Below are 15,079 nucleotides of genomic sequence, written 5' to 3' on the forward strand. Positions count from 1 at the left end.
GTAGAATCATTGTAGCTGGCGTTGTTTATGCTAAGGGCCTTTAATTGGGTCTTTGGATAAAAGAAAGCTACATTTACTGGGTATAAAGATGGATCAAAAGCGTTGTGCCGTCGCCTCTAAAGAAACTCTGATGCGTATATTTACCGTGCCTGAAGCACCTGACTCAACTTTGAGTAAAATCGAACTTGAGATCTCGAGCAACTTAGCAGGTTTTTTAAATGAGAACATTGCGGCAATTGAAAAGCCATTGCATGAAATTGAAAAAGATTTTCAATCAGCGGTGATCCCAGAAGATCCAACTTTTGTTTCAGCTTATGCGCAGGACATTATGGAGCAACTTGTTGCTCATTCAGTGCATACAGCCGCGCCAAGCTTTATTGGCCATATGACTTCAGCGCTACCGCATTTTGTGCTGCCACTATCTAAGTTGATGGTGGGCCTTAATCAAAACCTGGTAAAAATTGAAACCTCCAAAGCATTTACTCCCCTTGAACGCCAAGTGCTTGGCATGATGCATCATTTAGCATACGGGCAAGATGACGGTTTTTATAGTAAATGGATGCACAGTGCTAAAACATCACTCGGTGCATTTTGCTCTGGTGGCACAATTGCAAATATTACCGCGTTGTGGATTGCCCGTAACCGTTTGCTTAAAGCGGATGGGGAATTTAAAGGGATTGGTACACAGGGTTTAATTAGTGCCATGCTGCATTATGGTTATAAAGGCTTAGCGGTACTGATTTCTGAGCGTGGCCATTATTCATTGGGTAAATCAGCTGATTTATTAGGTATTGGTCGTGATAACTTTATAGCCATTAAAACGGCTGATAACAATAAGGTCGATGTTGATGCAATGCGCGCGAAAGCACATGAGTTAGAAGCGCGAGGCATAAAAGTGATGGCCATAGTAGGCGTAGCGGGCACTACTGAAACCGGCAATATTGATCCACTTGATGCCATGGCTGATTTAAGTGCAGAGCTTAACTGTCATTTTCATGTAGATGCTGCCTGGGGTGGGGCAACTTTATTATCGCAAACTCACCGATCACTTCTAAAAGGTATTGAGCGAGCAGATTCAATTACTATTGATGCGCATAAACAAATGTATGTGCCAATGGGGGCGGGGCTCGTGTTATTCAAAGACCCCACAGCGACGGATGCTATTGAGCATCATGCTGAATATATTTTACGCAAAGGCTCAAAAGACTTAGGTAGCCATACGCTCGAAGGCAGTCGCCCAGGTATGGCGATGTTAGTGCATGCTTGCTTACGAGTAATTGGCCGTAAAGGCTATGAAATATTGATTGATAAAGGCATAGAAAAAGCACAGTATTTTGCTGAATTAGTTAAAGCGGATGACGATTTTGAGCTGATCTCAGAGCCTGAATTATGTTTGCTAACATACCGTTATGTACCAAAGAAAATTAAGCAAAAAATAGCAGAAGCAGACGAGCAAACACGGCTAGATATTTTTGCCTCACTAAATCGTTTTACCGCCAGTATGCAAAAACGTCAACGAGAAGCAGGGCGCTCATTCGTTTCGCGTACACGTTTAACACCAGCTCAGTATGATCATCAACCTACCGTGGTATTTAGAGTGGTACTTGCTAACCCACTTACATCACAGAGTATCTTAAAAGATATTTTGGCTGAGCAAAAAGAACTGGCTAAAACAGATCCTGTCTTTAAAAAATACTTATCTAAGTATATGAAGTAATAATTAATGGTGTTAGTTATGTAATTAACACCATTAATGCTTTGTACATTAGCTAAAGCAACTCGCTTTAATCATTTCACTAATAATAGTTTGCGATGGTTTTATTTTTTCCATCGCTAAAAACTCATCTGGCTGGTGAGCTTGATTAATAGAGCCTGGCCCCATAACAATGGTTTCACAGCCTAATTGCTGAATAAACGGTGCTTCAGTACAGTAATTAACTGCGACCGCTTTCTCGCCAGATATTTTTTCTGCCAGTTTAACCAATGCCGAATCAGTGCTGCCGGTGAAAGCGGGAATTGGCTCGTGCATATCGACCACACTCACTGAATCTGGGTATTGATTGTTTATTTCAGCGGCCATTTTTAGCAGCATCATTTGCAATTCTTGTACGCTTAAACCCGGCAATGGGCGCATATCAATGTGCATTTCGCAGCAGCCACAGATACGGTTTGCATTATCGCCACCGTGGATATGGCCTAAGTTTAAAGTAGGGTAAGGAATAATAAAATGCTCAACTGCATACTTATTCTTTAATTCTTCTTTTAAAACTAATAATTTTGCAATCACTTTATGCATTACTTCAATGGCGTTTAAGCCGCGCTCAGGATCAGAACTGTGACCTGAACGACCCACTACTCTAATAGCACTGCTCATATGCCCTTTATGCGTGAAAACAGGCGTCATATCAGTAGGTTCACCAATAATACAGCGGGCGGGCTTTAAATTTGAGTGCTTACAAATTTGTTGCGCGCCGGCCATGGTCGTTTCTTCATCGGCGGTGGCTAAAATCAAAATTGGCTGTGTTTGTGCGCCTTTATCTAGTTCATTGATAGCGTGCAATACAAAAGCAAAAAAACCTTTCATATCAATGCTTCCTAATCCATATAATTTATTATCGTGCTCACTTAATTTAAACGGATTGTAGTTCCAGCGGCTATCATCAAATGGCACGGTATCAGTATGACCAGCAAGCATTAAACCGCCATCCCCTTGGCCTCGTTTTGCGAGTAAATTAAAACGACCTTTAGCGCCCGACAATTCTGTTATTTCACATTCAAATCCAAGGCTTGTACACCAAGTGGCTAATAAATCAATCACCCCTTTATTACTCATAGACAATGACTCATCCATAGCATTAATTGAAGGCGCAGCGATCAATTGCTGATACATAGATAAAAAAGACGGTAATGACATAAAAAAATCCAAAATAAGTATTCAATCTAATTGCATAACAATATAAAAGTATTTATGATGAATATCAATTCACTTTTTAAGCATAAATATATTAAAGCGACGCAATGAATATAAAACGACGATAACCCAGTTTCATTCCTAAAATAGTGTGTTTATGCACTGTTAAACCCGATTTGAACATAAATGTAGTAATAAAAACCAAAAAGAGTAACGAATGAAAGTAGTGATTATTGGCGCAAGTGGTTATAGCGGCGCAGAATTAGCCAGTTTAGTCGCAAAACACCCACAATTAACCTTAGCTGGTTGCTATGTATCTGAGCAAAGCTTAGATAAAGGTAAATTATTAAGTGACTTGTACCCTGAGCATCTAGGTTTACTAGATTCTCCTTTATTACCGCTGAGCGAAAGTGCGTTTAGCGATATTGACAATACGGCTGACTTTGTTTGTTTATGTACTGATCATAAAGTGAGTGTTGATTTAGCGCCACGTTTTTTAAGCATGGGCAAAAAAGTATTTGATTTATCAGGTGGCTATCGTTTAAGCAGCAATGAAGATTATCAAACCTATTATGGCTTTGAACATCAGCATACAGAGTTATTGAGTGAAGCGGCATACGGATTAGTTGAGTGGAATAGCGAAACAATTGCAAAAGCAAAGCTTGTGGCTGTGGCGGGTTGTTATCCAACAGCTGCATTAAACGCGTTAAAGCCATTACAACAAGCCGGATTATTGGCTGATCAAACTATTATTATTAATGCCGTATCAGGTGTTACAGGTGCAGGGCGTAAAGCCAGTGTGGGCACGCATTTTTGTGAAGTGTCATTAGCGCCATACGGATTATTTAATCACAGGCACAGCCCTGAAATTGAACAATATTTAGGTCATAAAGTGTTATTTACACCGCATTTAGGTAATTTTCCACGCGGTATTTTAGAAACCATTTATGTACAACTAAAAGCAGATGTAACGCCAGAGCAAGTTACGCAAGCCTACCAAGTGCTTGTTGATGAGCCACTGATCCGATTACTGGGTCGTAAAATACCATCAATTAAAGGGGTGGCTAAGCAGCCGTTTGTGGATATTGCTTGGCAACAACAAGGGTGCCAACTGATTGTAATGGCAGCCATTGATAACTTATTAAAAGGTGCTGCTGGGCAAGCACTACAATGTATTAATTTAGCGATGGGGATACCTCATAGCACTGGTTTAAAAGGGTAATTAGTAATGCAAACATGGGTCATTAAACTCGGTGGTGCAGTACTCAATACAGAAGACGCGGCAAAAGCGTTATTTGAGGCGCTGGCATCGCAAACTCAAGCGCAATTTGTCATCGTTCATGGCGGTGGCTCACTGGTAGATAATTGGTTGAGCGAGGCGGGGTTTGCCAGTGCGAAACATCAAGGCTTACGCATCAGTCCGAAAGAGCAAATGCCTTATATTGTAGGGGCATTGGCAGGCTGTGCGAATAAACAATTAATGAGCCAAGCAATTATTGCAGGTCATAAACCGGTCGGACTTAGTTTATACGAAGCGGGCATTATTTCGTCACAAAAATTAAAAGCGCTTGGTCAAGTGGGTAATTGTGAAAGTGGTGAGCAAAGCGTGCTCCCTGAGTTGTTAAAGCTCGGACGCTTACCGCTGGTGAGCTCTATTGGCTTTGGTGATGATGGCCTTTGGTATAACGTAAATGCCGATGAAGCTGCTGCGGCAATTGCAAAAGAACTTAATGCAGAAATTATTTTTATGACTGATGTAGAGGCAGTGCTTGATGCAAATAAACAGCCGTTACATCAACTTGACACAAATCAGATCAATACTCTGATTACAGATGGAGTAATTTTGGGTGGGATGGAGGTCAAAGTAAAGACCAGCCTTCTTGCTGCCCAGCACTTACGACGCGGAGTGTATATTTCGAGCTGGCAAAAGCCAGAAAATTTAGTCGCTCTACTTGCCGGTGAGCACGTCGGAACAAAAATTACACCATAGGTTTTTATATGTTTAATCATTTTTTATCGGGTCTTGAACTAGACCAACAAGGCGCACTTAAGTTACTTAATCTTGCGCAAAAAATTAAAGCGAATCCTGCTGATTTTAGTCAAGCCCTAGCGGGTAAATCCGTGGTTACTTTATTTGAAAAGCCGAGCTTACGTACGCGTTTATCATTTGATATTGGTATTAATAAGTTAGGTGGTCATGCGGTGTATCTTGATTCGCAAAATGGTGCCATGGGCGCACGTGAATCAGTGAAAGATTTTGCTTTGAATATCGCCAGTTGGGCAGACGGCATCGTGGCACGGGTATATCAACATAAAACGTTAACTACACTTGCTGAGTTCTCGAGCGTTCCTGTGGTTAATAGCTTGTGTGATTTATATCACCCATGCCAAGCACTTGCTGACTTTTTAACACTGCAAGAAGTGTATGGTGATGTAAGCCAACTAAAATTGGCTTATTTAGGTGAAGGTAACAACGTAACTCATTCACTAATGTTGCTTGCAGCTACTTTAGGTACTGATTTCGTTGCTGTATGCCCTAAAGGCAGCTCACCGGATTCGCAAATTTTAAAGCAAGCAGAACAAATTGCAGCAATGAATGGTGCATCAGTGATGGTCAGTGACCGTGTTGAAGCGGCTGTAGGTGCTAACGCTGTGTATGCAGATACATGGGTATCAATGGGTGATGAAACGCCACTTGATCAAGTAAAAGAAAAGTACATGCCGTATCAATTAAACAAGGCGTTACTTGAACTAACAGGGGCTGACACTGTACTGCATTGCCAGCCTGCACACCGTGAGTTTGAAATTACTTCAGAAGTAATGGATGGTCCGGCGTCAAAAATTATACAACAAGCAGAAAATCGTATGCATGCGCAAAACGCGTTGCTTGTTTCATTATTAAATCCAAATTTTGTGTAAGGTATCACCAATGCGTTCTATTAAAAAAGTTGTATTAGCCTATTCTGGTGGTTTAGATACGTCGGCCATTGTGCCATGGTTAAAAGAGAACTACGGCTGTGAAGTCATTGCGTTTGTGGCCGATGTAGGTCAAGGCGCAGAAGAGCTTGAAGGTGTTGAAGCAAAAGCGATCGCTTCTGGTGCATCTGAATGTTATGTTGTTGACTTAAAAGATGAAATGGTTAGCGATTACATCTACCCAACGCTTAAAACTGGCTCAATCTACGAAGGTACTTATTTATTAGGTACGTCAATGGCACGTCCTATTATTGCAAAAGCGCAGGTTGAAATTGCTCGTAAAGTAGGTGCCGATGCACTTTCTCATGGTTGTACTGGTAAAGGTAACGACCAAGTGCGTTTTGAATCGTGTTTTGCCGCGCTTGCTCCTGATCTTCAAGTAATTGCGCCATGGCGTGAGTGGGATTTATCAAGCCGTGAGTCGTTATTAGATTACTTAGCTGAGCGTAATATTCCATGTTCAGCGTCTGCAACTAAAATTTACAGCCGTGATGCAAACGCATGGCATATTTCGCACGAAGGTGGTGAGCTTGAAGATCCGTGGTGCCAACCAAGTGAGCAAGTTTGGACATGGACTAATTCACCAGAGCAAGCGCCGAATGAACCTGAGTTTGTTACCTTAAAGGTAGTTGAAGGTGAAGTAGTTGCGGTAAATGGCGAACAACTTAAACCGTATGACTGTTTAGTTAAACTTAATGATATTGCATCCCCGCATGGCGTTGGTCGTGTTGATATCGTTGAAAACCGCTTAGTGGGCATGAAATCACGTGGTTGTTATGAAACACCAGGTGGGACAGTGATCATGGCTGCATTACAAGCGATTGATGAGCTAGTACTTGATAAAGCAAGTCGTAAATGGAAAGAAGTATTGGGCGGCGAGTTCTCACACCTAGTCTATGACGGTCGTTGGTTTACACCACTTAAAGACTCAATATTAGCGGGCGCAGAAGCATTATCAACTGTTGCTACTGGCGAAGTTATTCTTAAGCTTTATAAAGGCCAAGTAACTGCGGTTCAGAAAAAATCACCAAATAGCTTATACAGCGAAGACTTTGCAACATTTGGTGCAGATGATGTGTACGACCAATCGCATGCTGAAGGTTTTATTCGTTTATTCTCGCTTTCAAGCAGAATTTCAGCACTCGCGAAGAAGTAATTTTACAAAAGCCCCGTACATAAAACGGGGCAATTTCAGGGTTTGGAGATATTTCATGGCATTATGGGGCGGACGTTTTTCTACGGGTCCAGATGAGGCGTTTAAACAATTTAACGACTCACTTCCCTTCGATTATCAACTCGCAGAGCAGGACATTGTTGGCTCTGTTGCATGGGCTGGTGCCTTAAAGCAAGTTGATGTATTAAGCAGTAGCGAGCATCAATCGCTAGTAGCAGCATTAAATGAATTACTCGACGAAGTAAAAGCTGATCCACAAGCAGTGGCAACTTCGGGCGCTGAGGATATTCATTCTCATGTTGAAGCTGCTTTAATCGAAAAAGTGGGCGATTTAGCTAAAAAACTACACACTGGACGTAGCCGTAACGACCAAGTTGCTACAGATTTTCGTCTATGGTGTCGTGATTCCGCCGATCATTTACTTGAAGCGCTAGCGCAGTTAAAAGGTGAATTTATTGCTTTAGCTGAACGTGAGCTAGGAACTATTTTACCGGGTTACACCCATTTACAACGTGCTCAACCATTGCTATTTAGTCATTGGTGTATGGCGTATGTTGAAATGCTTGAGCGTGATGAAAGTCGTTTAGCTGATGCTAAAGCCCGTATGAATTTTTGCCCATTAGGCAGTGGCGCACTTGCCGGTACGGCGTACCCAATAGATAGGCAAACTCTTGCCGCAGGGCTAGGTTTTACCGCTGCGACAAAAAATAGTTTAGATGCTGTGTCAGACCGGGACTTTGTTGTTGAGTTATTAAGCTGTGCGTCAATCTCCATGATCCATTTATCGCGTATGTCAGAAGATTTGATCTTCTACAACTCGGGTGAAGCCGGGTTTATAGAGTTGGCAGATAATGTCACTTCAGGCTCATCATTGATGCCGCAAAAGAAAAACCCCGATGCACTAGAGCTTATTCGTGGTAAAACAGGCCGTGTATTTGGTGCCTTTAGTGCCATGATGATGACCTTAAAAGCCCTGCCACTTGCTTATAATAAAGATATGCAAGAAGACAAAGAAGGCTTATTTGATGCAATGCCTACATGGCTTGCGTGCATTCATATGGCTCAGGCGTGTCTCAAGGGGGTTAAAGTTAACGGCGAACGAACTTTAGCAGCAGCTAAGGGTGGGCACTCAAATGCAACCGAACTTGCAGACTACTTGGTAGCTAAAGGTATACCCTTTAGAGAGGGGCATCATATTGTGGGTGTGCTTGTGCAAATGGCTATCGCACAAGGGAATAACTTAGAGGATTTAAGTTTAGAACAGTTCCAATCAGTGCATAGTATTTTTGAACAAGATGTATATGCTGTATTAGAAATAGACGCATGTATAAAAGCACGTCAAGCATTGGGTGGCACATCGTTAGAGCAAGTTACCATTGCAGTTAAAGATGCCAAAAAAAAACAGCAAATAACGGTACGCGACGCTAATCTTGATGATGTTGAAGGTATTGCGAAGCTAATACAACACTGGGCTACCGTAGGTGAAAATTTACCACGTGCTAAAAGCGATATGGTGCATTCTATTAATGAATTTGCTGTGACACAAGTGAACGGGAAAGTTGCAGGCTGTGCGTCATTGTATATTTATGATACCGGCCTTGCTGAAATACGCTCCTTGGGTATTGACCCTGATACAGGCGTAACTGGACAAGGGCGGCAGCTGGTGGAGCATTTACTAACTAAAGCCAAAAAGTTGGCGCTTAATCGTATTATCGTTTTGACGCGAGTCCCTGATTTTTTTGAAAAACAAGGCTTCACATTCTGTACTAAAGACAGCTTACCAGAGAAGGTAATGAAAGATTGTGAACTGTGTTTACGTAAAGATAATTGCGATGAAGTCGCAATGGAATTTATTTTGAAGCTAAGTAATAGTGCGGAGATCCCGTGTAAAAACGTGGCTTAAAATCCCTGGATATAAAAGACGTACGGTTATCCCTGTGCGTTTTTTTATATTTGACACAAACTGGTATGACCTCACCACTGAGTTTTCAAGCTGCAAACCGGCTATTTAAATTTACTAGATCAAAAAAGATCAATTTTATAAAAAGTTGGATCGTAAATTGCTATTAGGTACATGAGATGAATAAAAATTGATTCATCTTTACAAAAACGCCAAAAATTTAACAGAGCGTTATCAACAGCGACTTAAAACTGCTTAGGTCACTATTAACATTAAATGAAAGGAATAGTCTCATGCAAGTTACAGGTAATAGCCAATTACAAATGCAAGCATACAGCTCTATGCAACAATCAAAGCCCGCTTTAGAACAAAGCGCTAGCAATAAAACCCTACAATCTGATACAGTGTCTATATCTAATGAAGCCTTATTAGCGGCAGGTGGTGAAGCTGAGATTCAGCGTGGTGGTGGTGGTATTACTATTGAACCGGACCGCCGTCGACCTTCATAACCGATAGCTAAGGTTTAGCAAAAACGAGATGGTGTATGTATTTTGATTTAACGTCTTTAGGGATCCACTTTGATACTATTATCATTTGGGGATTATTAATGGCATGCTTGTATAATTTATTTTTAAAGTTTGCTGTTGAAGACCGAAGTAGTTCGCCTCTCGTTGTTTCTTTATTAATGTTATCTTCATATGGACTGAGTTATGAGATAGTTGATTTAAATGCAGGGACATCCATATATTCAATTTGGGCCTATTACGATATTGCAACAATATTAATAGTATTAGCATCACATAAACTCTTAAAGTTACGATTTTCCGCTTCCTTATATTACATAGTTGTAGGACTTACTCTTAATACATTGTTGTATTTAATTTTGCATGTAGATATTGTTGTTTACGGGCGTACTGAATATTGGTGGTTTTGGAGCTTCTTTTCAGTAGGAATTAATACTGTTGATTTCTTTATGGTTGTCACACTTATCTTCGGAAAAGATTGGTTACATATTGGAAAGCTTTTTACAAAAAAAAATAATAAAAAACAAATTAATAGCCTAAAAAATTGTTAACGTAACTAATTAAAAAATTGTGGCGTTATTTCAAGAACCTTTTAATTTATATCTATCCTCATTAATCGTATGGGGCTTTCTGATGGCTTTTCTGTACAATCTCGTACAGAAATCAGCCTCACCAGGAAGTGACAGTACAGCAATGTGGGTTGCGTTTACTATTTTCTTATCCTATTTAGTCGGCGATCCATTACTACACCAAAGCATTGGCTATGATATTTTAAACTCCACCACTATTTATGCTATATGGGCAGCTTACGATGTTGTAACGCTACTATTTATTGCCTTTATTTCTGCAAAAAAAACAGTCGAAAACCTACCAGCTAAAATTTACATCATTATTGGTTTTAGCGTTAATATTTTTCTTTTTCTCGGTATGTATGTTGATCTACAGTATGGTAAATATATTGGAGCATGGTGGTTTTGGCACATCTATAGTATTGGAGTTAACTTATCCGACATCATGATGATTATTGCTCTTGTGCTGAATAAGGACTTTCTTGGTTTTGCTAAGTGTTATAAATGGATTTTAAAGAACAAAACACTCTCCCAATCGCGCTGCATTTAATAGCCCATGGCTATGTTGCCACAAGCTCATCATTATTTACTTTTTAAAAATAAACTGCTGAGCTTCCTTGGCCCAAAGATGGCTGCGGAAACTCATTATTGTTCAAAGGCTGTTTTAGCCATGTAGCTTATCTTGTAATGCCTTGACTACTAAAGGACTTACAAACTCGCTTACATCTCCTTTGTGACGCGCTACTTCTTTAACTAAGGTTGAAGAGATAAATGAATTTTTCTCAGCGGGTGTGAGAAATACACTTTCTAAATCGGGGTTTAATCGCCTATTCATATTGGCGAGCTGAAACTCATAATCAAAATCAGACACCGCCCGAATCCCTCGGATCAATACATTGGCATTATGATCACGGGCAAGATCAGCAAGTAATCCTGAGAAACCAATCACGCTTACATTATCAATATGAGTTAATAAACTATTTGCTAGGGCTACCCGCTCATCTAAGCTAAAACATGGTTTTTTACTGGGGTTATGAGCAATGGCAACAATGACAGTATCAAACATCTTAGCTGCCCGTTGAATTAAATCTGTGTGCCCATTCGTTAATGGATCAAAGGTTCCTGGGTAAATTGCAGTGACTTTCATAAGTATCGGCTTAATGTTATGTTTGCGGCTATATTAACAGCGTTTGTAATCCAAATCAGCCTTTCCAATTGAGGGATAAGTGACACGTATGTAAATTAGTTTATTTCAATATGACGTAAACAATACGAATTATGGGTTAGAAATTTTCATGATGGTATTTAATTGTTTATTTATTGTTTATACTGCGCGGCTAATTATATTTGAGTAAACTTTGAGCATTTGCTTTAAAAACAACCTAGAGTAGCAGGATATGAGTACCAAGGATAAAATAATTCAGACTAGCATTAAGCTATTTAATGAGCACGGGGAACGTGCGATTACTACCAACCATATCTCTTCTCACATGGGGATAAGCCCTGGGAACCTTTATTATCACTTTAAGAATAAAGAGGACATTATTCGTCATATTTTTTCACTTTACAGTGAGCATTTACATACCCAGTTTCTTCCTATAGTCAAAGGCGATGAAGCACTTTCGCATTTGTCTGGCTATTTGGATGCATTATTTGAATTGATGTGGCGTTTTCATTTTTTCTATGACAATTTAGGGGATATTTTATCTCGAGATGAAGTGTTGAAAAAAGATTACATTGATTTTCAAGCCGCTTTGCTTGGTCAAGTTAGAGAAATTATAATAGGCCTGCGTGAAGGCGGGGTTATTACAATTGATGACGAAGATGCGGTTGAGCTTGCTCATATGTTGAAGATTACGGTGAGCTTTTGGACGCCCTACATCAAAGCTCGTCGTTTAAGTGGTGAGCTTATGCAGCAAGATATTTATAATGGAATTTTAAAAATATTATTGCTCGTTAAAGCATATGGGACTGAGCAAAGTATCCCAAAAATTAACTTGTTACGTGAAAAGTATAGTGAATTAGCGCAAGAGGCCGAACCTGCCTGATGGGGATTTGAGGTTTGTTTATTTCCTAGACGTTATATTTTTTGCTATAATCGCGCGCCCAACACGTGGGTGCGTGAATTCTTAAAATTGTCTAACGAGTGAACTATGCTTAAATTTATCGTCAAACTCCATCCTGAAATAGCCATTAAAAGCCGCTCCGTGCGTAAACGTTTTACAAAGTTGTTAGAGAACAACATTAAAATTGTATTACGTAAGCTTGACGAAAAAGTACAAGTTCAGAACAACTGGGACAATATATCAGTTGTCACTAAGTCTGATGACGCACAAATGCGCATTGATTTTATTGATGGTCTGCAGCGCATCCCTGGTATTGTGCAATTTATTGAAGTAACTGAGACAAACTACGAAAACCTTCACGACATTTATGAGAAAGCACTCGATCTGATTGGCCACACTGTTGTTAATAAAGCATTCTGCGTACGCTGTAAGCGTCAGGGCAAGCATGACTTTACATCAACAGATGTTGAACGTTATGTTGGTGGTGGCTTAAATCAGCATGTTGAAGGGGCGAGTGTAAGGCTTAAAAATCCAGAAGTAACAATACGCCTAGAAATAAAAGATGATAAAGCATATATAGTAACGCAAACTCATTATGGTATGTCAGGTTTCCCACTACCAACTCAGGAAGATGTATTGTCACTTATGTCAGGTGGTTTTGACTCAGGTGTTGCAAGTTATCAAATGATCCGTAAGGGGGCTCGTACTCACTTTTTGTTCTTTAATCTAGGCGGCGCAGCACACGAAATTGGTGTTAAGCAAGCAAGCTATTATATCTGGAAGCAGTTTAGCTCAACGCATAAAGTTAAATTTATTAGTGTCGATTTTGAGCCAGTTGTCGCTGAAATATTAGAAAATGTTGAAAACAGTCAAATGGGCGTAATCCTCAAACGTATGATGATGCGTGCGGGTAGCCAAATTGCTGAAAAACTAGGTATACAAGCACTTGTTACTGGTGAAAGTTTAGGTCAGGTTTCAAGCCAAACACTGGCAAACCTCAGTGTCATTGATCGTGTTACAGAAACACTTATTTTACGCCCGTTAATTCAGCATGATAAACAAGAGATTATCGATATTGCCCGTAAAATTGGTACTGCCGAGATGGCAGAGACCATGCCTGAATATTGTGGGGTTATCTCTAAAAAACCAACAGTTAAAGCAAAAATTGAGGTTGTAAAAGCAGAAGAGCAAAAGTTTGACTTTGATGTACTTAATACTGTTATTGAAAATGCACGTGTTATGGATGTGCGTGATATTGACCTTGAAGCCAAGCAAGAGCTTAAAGAGGCTGAGTCAGTTTCTGACTTACCTAGCGATGCAGTGGTTGTTGATATTCGTTCTCCGGAAGAAGAAGACGCTAAACCACTTGAAATTGATGGGATTGAAGTAGTGCATTTACCCTTCTTTCGCTTAGCAACAAAGTTTGGCGATTTACCGCAAGATAAAGACTATTACTTATATTGTGCGAAGGGCGTAATGAGCCAACTACAGGCACTTATTTTACATGATAATGGTTTTGCCAATGTAAAAGTATATCGCCCTTAAGTAAGGCCTATCTGATTGAAAAGGCGTGATTTAAATCGCGCTTTTTTTATGCCTGATGGCATCAAGAAGAGATTGATTATGTGGGGTGTTTATATCGAGTATTTTAGCCTGCTGGCAAATATAGCCACACATAGCATCGATTTCTGTTACTCGACTATGGGCAACATCCTGCTGCATTGATGAAAAGTTATTTTGTGTATCACTCATCACTTGATAAGCCGTTGCAAGCACGTCAGCAAGAGTTACATTAACGCCCATTTTTTTGGCAACGTGACATGCTTCATTTACTGTATTTAAGATTTTACGGCTAAATATGGGGGCTCTAAGGGCACCATTTTTTACGTTATAAAGTGCGGAAAGCGGATTGATGGCAATATTTATTAATAACTTTTGCCAACGAAGTTGGTTGATATGCTCACTAAAACGAATATTAGGTAAATTATTTAATTGTGATAATACCGCTTTATAGCGTGTTACTGCAATTGCATTACAGCTGCCTAAAATACTCTCCCCGTAACCCGTGTGCGCAACCTTTATTGGCGTTACTTTAAAGCCCGCCAAACGCGTGGTTAAAAAGTATAAGCCTTGTTGGCTTTGTAATTGGCACAATAAAGGGTCTAAATCACTGAGCCCATTATGTGATAACACAATATTGCAGTTATCGCTTAAGTAGGGTTTTACAAGTGAGAAAGCGTCATTTACTTGGTATGCTTTTACTGCAAATATAACCGTGTCGAGCGCCTTGGTTTTTAATCGATTTAACTGTGTTGTATTTAATACCGTTGCCGAAATTACCTGTTGCTGCTCATTATATTGGTAGTAGTAATTGCTTTTGCAATCCCCACTTCTCGTTATTAATGTGATCTGATTATTTGCACTTAAAAAGTGGCTATATAACAGCCCTATAGCGCCATCACCGATAATTACGATATTAGCCATGGTTGGGTTTTTTACCAATGTGAAATATCAATTTAATCGTAAAATAACTTGCTGCGCCTGCAAAGTCGGCAATAAAGTCGGCAACTGAAGCTTGGCGATAAGGTAGCATTCCTTGCATAACTTCAATAGCTGCGCCATACCCAGCAAGTAAAAATATTTGTAAGAGCAAAGGAATTTTAAAAGCTTTATCCATGACAACTGCGAGTATGAAAAAAATGCCAAAATGAGCCACTTTATCAACATGTGGAAATAGATTAGCAGCACCTTTAACTTCTTTAGCAAATAAAAATGTAAAGGCCACTATACTGATTAAAAATAGGGCTTGGTATACACGCCGAGTCACAGTTAATCCTAAAATAGCTTAAAAATAGAGCCGCAGTATATCAAACATATTTAGTATCGCACCTGAACAAAGCGCAGAAAAATGTAAAGATTTATGAAATAGACGGTATAATTGTCGTCAAATCCAAATTTA

At 39.9% G+C, this 15,079-nt stretch carries 15 protein-coding genes; 11 read left to right on the plus strand and 4 right to left on the minus strand.

Translation table 11 applies throughout. The features are described 5' to 3' along the window. Positions 1–88 precede the first annotated feature (88 nt). A complete protein-coding gene (gene panP, locus A7967_RS00230; protein ID WP_064435230.1) occupies positions 89–1,717 on the plus strand; it encodes a pyridoxal-dependent aspartate 1-decarboxylase PanP in 1,629 nt (542 codons plus the stop codon). 48 nt (positions 1,718–1,765) lie between these two features. Here the strand turns inward: panP and argE are convergent, their stop codons facing one another. Continuing rightward, positions 1,766–2,914: an acetylornithine deacetylase gene (argE, locus tag A7967_RS00235; RefSeq protein ID WP_064435231.1), complete on the minus strand. Its 1,149-nt coding sequence runs from the start codon at positions 2,912–2,914 to the stop codon at positions 1,766–1,768. Positions 2,915–3,128: 214 nt separating this feature from the next. On the opposite strand from argE, the gene argC reads away from it, so the two are divergent. From argC to A7967_RS00275, 8 genes are all read left to right on the plus strand, one after another. Further along, positions 3,129–4,133: an N-acetyl-gamma-glutamyl-phosphate reductase gene (gene argC, locus A7967_RS00240; protein WP_054204333.1), complete on the plus strand. Its 1,005-nt coding sequence runs from the start codon at positions 3,129–3,131 to the stop codon at positions 4,131–4,133. Positions 4,134–4,139: 6 nt separating this feature from the next. Next, a complete protein-coding gene (argB, locus tag A7967_RS00245) occupies positions 4,140–4,901 on the plus strand; it encodes an acetylglutamate kinase (protein WP_054204332.1) in 762 nt (253 codons plus the stop codon). 8 nt (positions 4,902–4,909) lie between these two features. Continuing rightward, complete coding sequence (locus A7967_RS00250) at positions 4,910–5,830, plus strand: ornithine carbamoyltransferase (protein WP_054204331.1); 921 nt, start codon at positions 4,910–4,912, stop codon at positions 5,828–5,830. 10 nt (positions 5,831–5,840) lie between these two features. Beyond that, complete coding sequence (locus A7967_RS00255) at positions 5,841–7,043, plus strand: argininosuccinate synthase (RefSeq protein ID WP_054204330.1); 1,203 nt, start codon at positions 5,841–5,843, stop codon at positions 7,041–7,043. 55 nt (positions 7,044–7,098) lie between these two features. Next, on the plus strand, positions 7,099–8,964 hold the full coding sequence (gene argH, locus A7967_RS00260) for an argininosuccinate lyase (protein ID WP_054204329.1): 1,866 nt from the start codon (positions 7,099–7,101) through the stop codon (positions 8,962–8,964). 290 nt (positions 8,965–9,254) lie between these two features. Next, entirely contained in the window at positions 9,255–9,470 is a 216-nt protein-coding gene (locus A7967_RS00265) for a hypothetical protein (RefSeq protein WP_054204328.1), read from the plus strand. 35 nt (positions 9,471–9,505) lie between these two features. Further along, positions 9,506–10,036: a hypothetical protein gene (locus A7967_RS00270; RefSeq protein WP_054204327.1), complete on the plus strand. Its 531-nt coding sequence runs from the start codon at positions 9,506–9,508 to the stop codon at positions 10,034–10,036. Between the two features lie 82 nt (positions 10,037–10,118). Beyond that, positions 10,119–10,604 carry a hypothetical protein gene (locus A7967_RS00275; protein ID WP_054204326.1) on the plus strand — a complete coding sequence of 162 codons (486 nt, stop codon included), beginning with the start codon at positions 10,119–10,121 and terminating at the stop codon, positions 10,602–10,604. 114 nt (positions 10,605–10,718) lie between these two features. Here the strand turns inward: A7967_RS00275 and coaD are convergent, their stop codons facing one another. Next, positions 10,719–11,201 (minus strand): pantetheine-phosphate adenylyltransferase, encoded by a 483-nt coding sequence (gene coaD / locus A7967_RS00280; RefSeq protein WP_054204325.1) that lies wholly within the window; start codon positions 11,199–11,201, stop codon positions 10,719–10,721. A gap of 250 nt (positions 11,202–11,451) precedes the next feature. On the opposite strand from coaD, the gene A7967_RS00285 reads away from it, so the two are divergent. Continuing rightward, positions 11,452–12,102 (plus strand): TetR/AcrR family transcriptional regulator, encoded by a 651-nt coding sequence (locus A7967_RS00285; protein ID WP_054204324.1) that lies wholly within the window; start codon positions 11,452–11,454, stop codon positions 12,100–12,102. Positions 12,103–12,207: 105 nt separating this feature from the next. Then, on the plus strand, positions 12,208–13,665 hold the full coding sequence (thiI, locus tag A7967_RS00290) for a tRNA uracil 4-sulfurtransferase ThiI (protein WP_054204323.1): 1,458 nt from the start codon (positions 12,208–12,210) through the stop codon (positions 13,663–13,665). Positions 13,666–13,695: 30 nt separating this feature from the next. On the opposite strand, the gene A7967_RS00295 is transcribed toward thiI, so the two are convergent. Beyond that, complete coding sequence (locus A7967_RS00295; RefSeq protein ID WP_054204322.1) at positions 13,696–14,604, minus strand: ketopantoate reductase family protein; 909 nt, start codon at positions 14,602–14,604, stop codon at positions 13,696–13,698. After that, entirely contained in the window at positions 14,597–14,947 is a 351-nt protein-coding gene (locus A7967_RS00300; protein WP_054204321.1) for a VanZ family protein, read from the minus strand. Before A7967_RS00300 ends, A7967_RS00295 begins: the two co-directional genes overlap by 8 nt. Positions 14,948–15,079: the final 132 nt, after the last annotated feature.

Source organism: Pseudoalteromonas neustonica (assembly GCF_001653135.1).
GTDB lineage: Bacteria > Pseudomonadota > Gammaproteobacteria > Enterobacterales > Alteromonadaceae > Pseudoalteromonas > Pseudoalteromonas neustonica.

Excerpts from the sequence above, each read along its gene's own strand:
- thiI (WP_054204323.1), top strand. The coding sequence starts at position 12,208 with ATGCTTAAATTTATCGTCAAACTCCATCCTGAAATAGCCATTAAAAGC.
- A7967_RS00255 (WP_054204330.1), top strand. The coding sequence starts at position 5,841 with ATGCGTTCTATTAAAAAAGTTGTATTAGCCTATTCTGGTGGTTTAGAT.
- coaD (WP_054204325.1), bottom strand. The coding sequence starts at position 11,201 with ATGAAAGTCACTGCAATTTACCCAGGAACCTTTGATCCATTAACGAAT.
- A7967_RS00250 (WP_054204331.1), top strand. The coding sequence starts at position 4,910 with ATGTTTAATCATTTTTTATCGGGTCTTGAACTAGACCAACAAGGCGCA.
- argH (WP_054204329.1), top strand. The coding sequence starts at position 7,099 with ATGGCATTATGGGGCGGACGTTTTTCTACGGGTCCAGATGAGGCGTTT.
- A7967_RS00275 (WP_054204326.1), top strand. The coding sequence starts at position 10,119 with ATGGCTTTTCTGTACAATCTCGTACAGAAATCAGCCTCACCAGGAAGT.
- argC (WP_054204333.1), top strand. The coding sequence starts at position 3,129 with ATGAAAGTAGTGATTATTGGCGCAAGTGGTTATAGCGGCGCAGAATTA.
- A7967_RS00285 (WP_054204324.1), top strand. The coding sequence starts at position 11,452 with ATGAGTACCAAGGATAAAATAATTCAGACTAGCATTAAGCTATTTAAT.
- panP (WP_064435230.1), top strand. The coding sequence starts at position 89 with ATGGATCAAAAGCGTTGTGCCGTCGCCTCTAAAGAAACTCTGATGCGT.
- argB (WP_054204332.1), top strand. The coding sequence starts at position 4,140 with ATGCAAACATGGGTCATTAAACTCGGTGGTGCAGTACTCAATACAGAA.
- A7967_RS00265 (WP_054204328.1), top strand. The coding sequence starts at position 9,255 with ATGCAAGTTACAGGTAATAGCCAATTACAAATGCAAGCATACAGCTCT.
- A7967_RS00270 (WP_054204327.1), top strand. The coding sequence starts at position 9,506 with ATGTATTTTGATTTAACGTCTTTAGGGATCCACTTTGATACTATTATC.
- argE (WP_064435231.1), bottom strand. The coding sequence starts at position 2,914 with ATGTCATTACCGTCTTTTTTATCTATGTATCAGCAATTGATCGCTGCG.
- A7967_RS00295 (WP_054204322.1), bottom strand. The coding sequence starts at position 14,604 with ATGGCTAATATCGTAATTATCGGTGATGGCGCTATAGGGCTGTTATAT.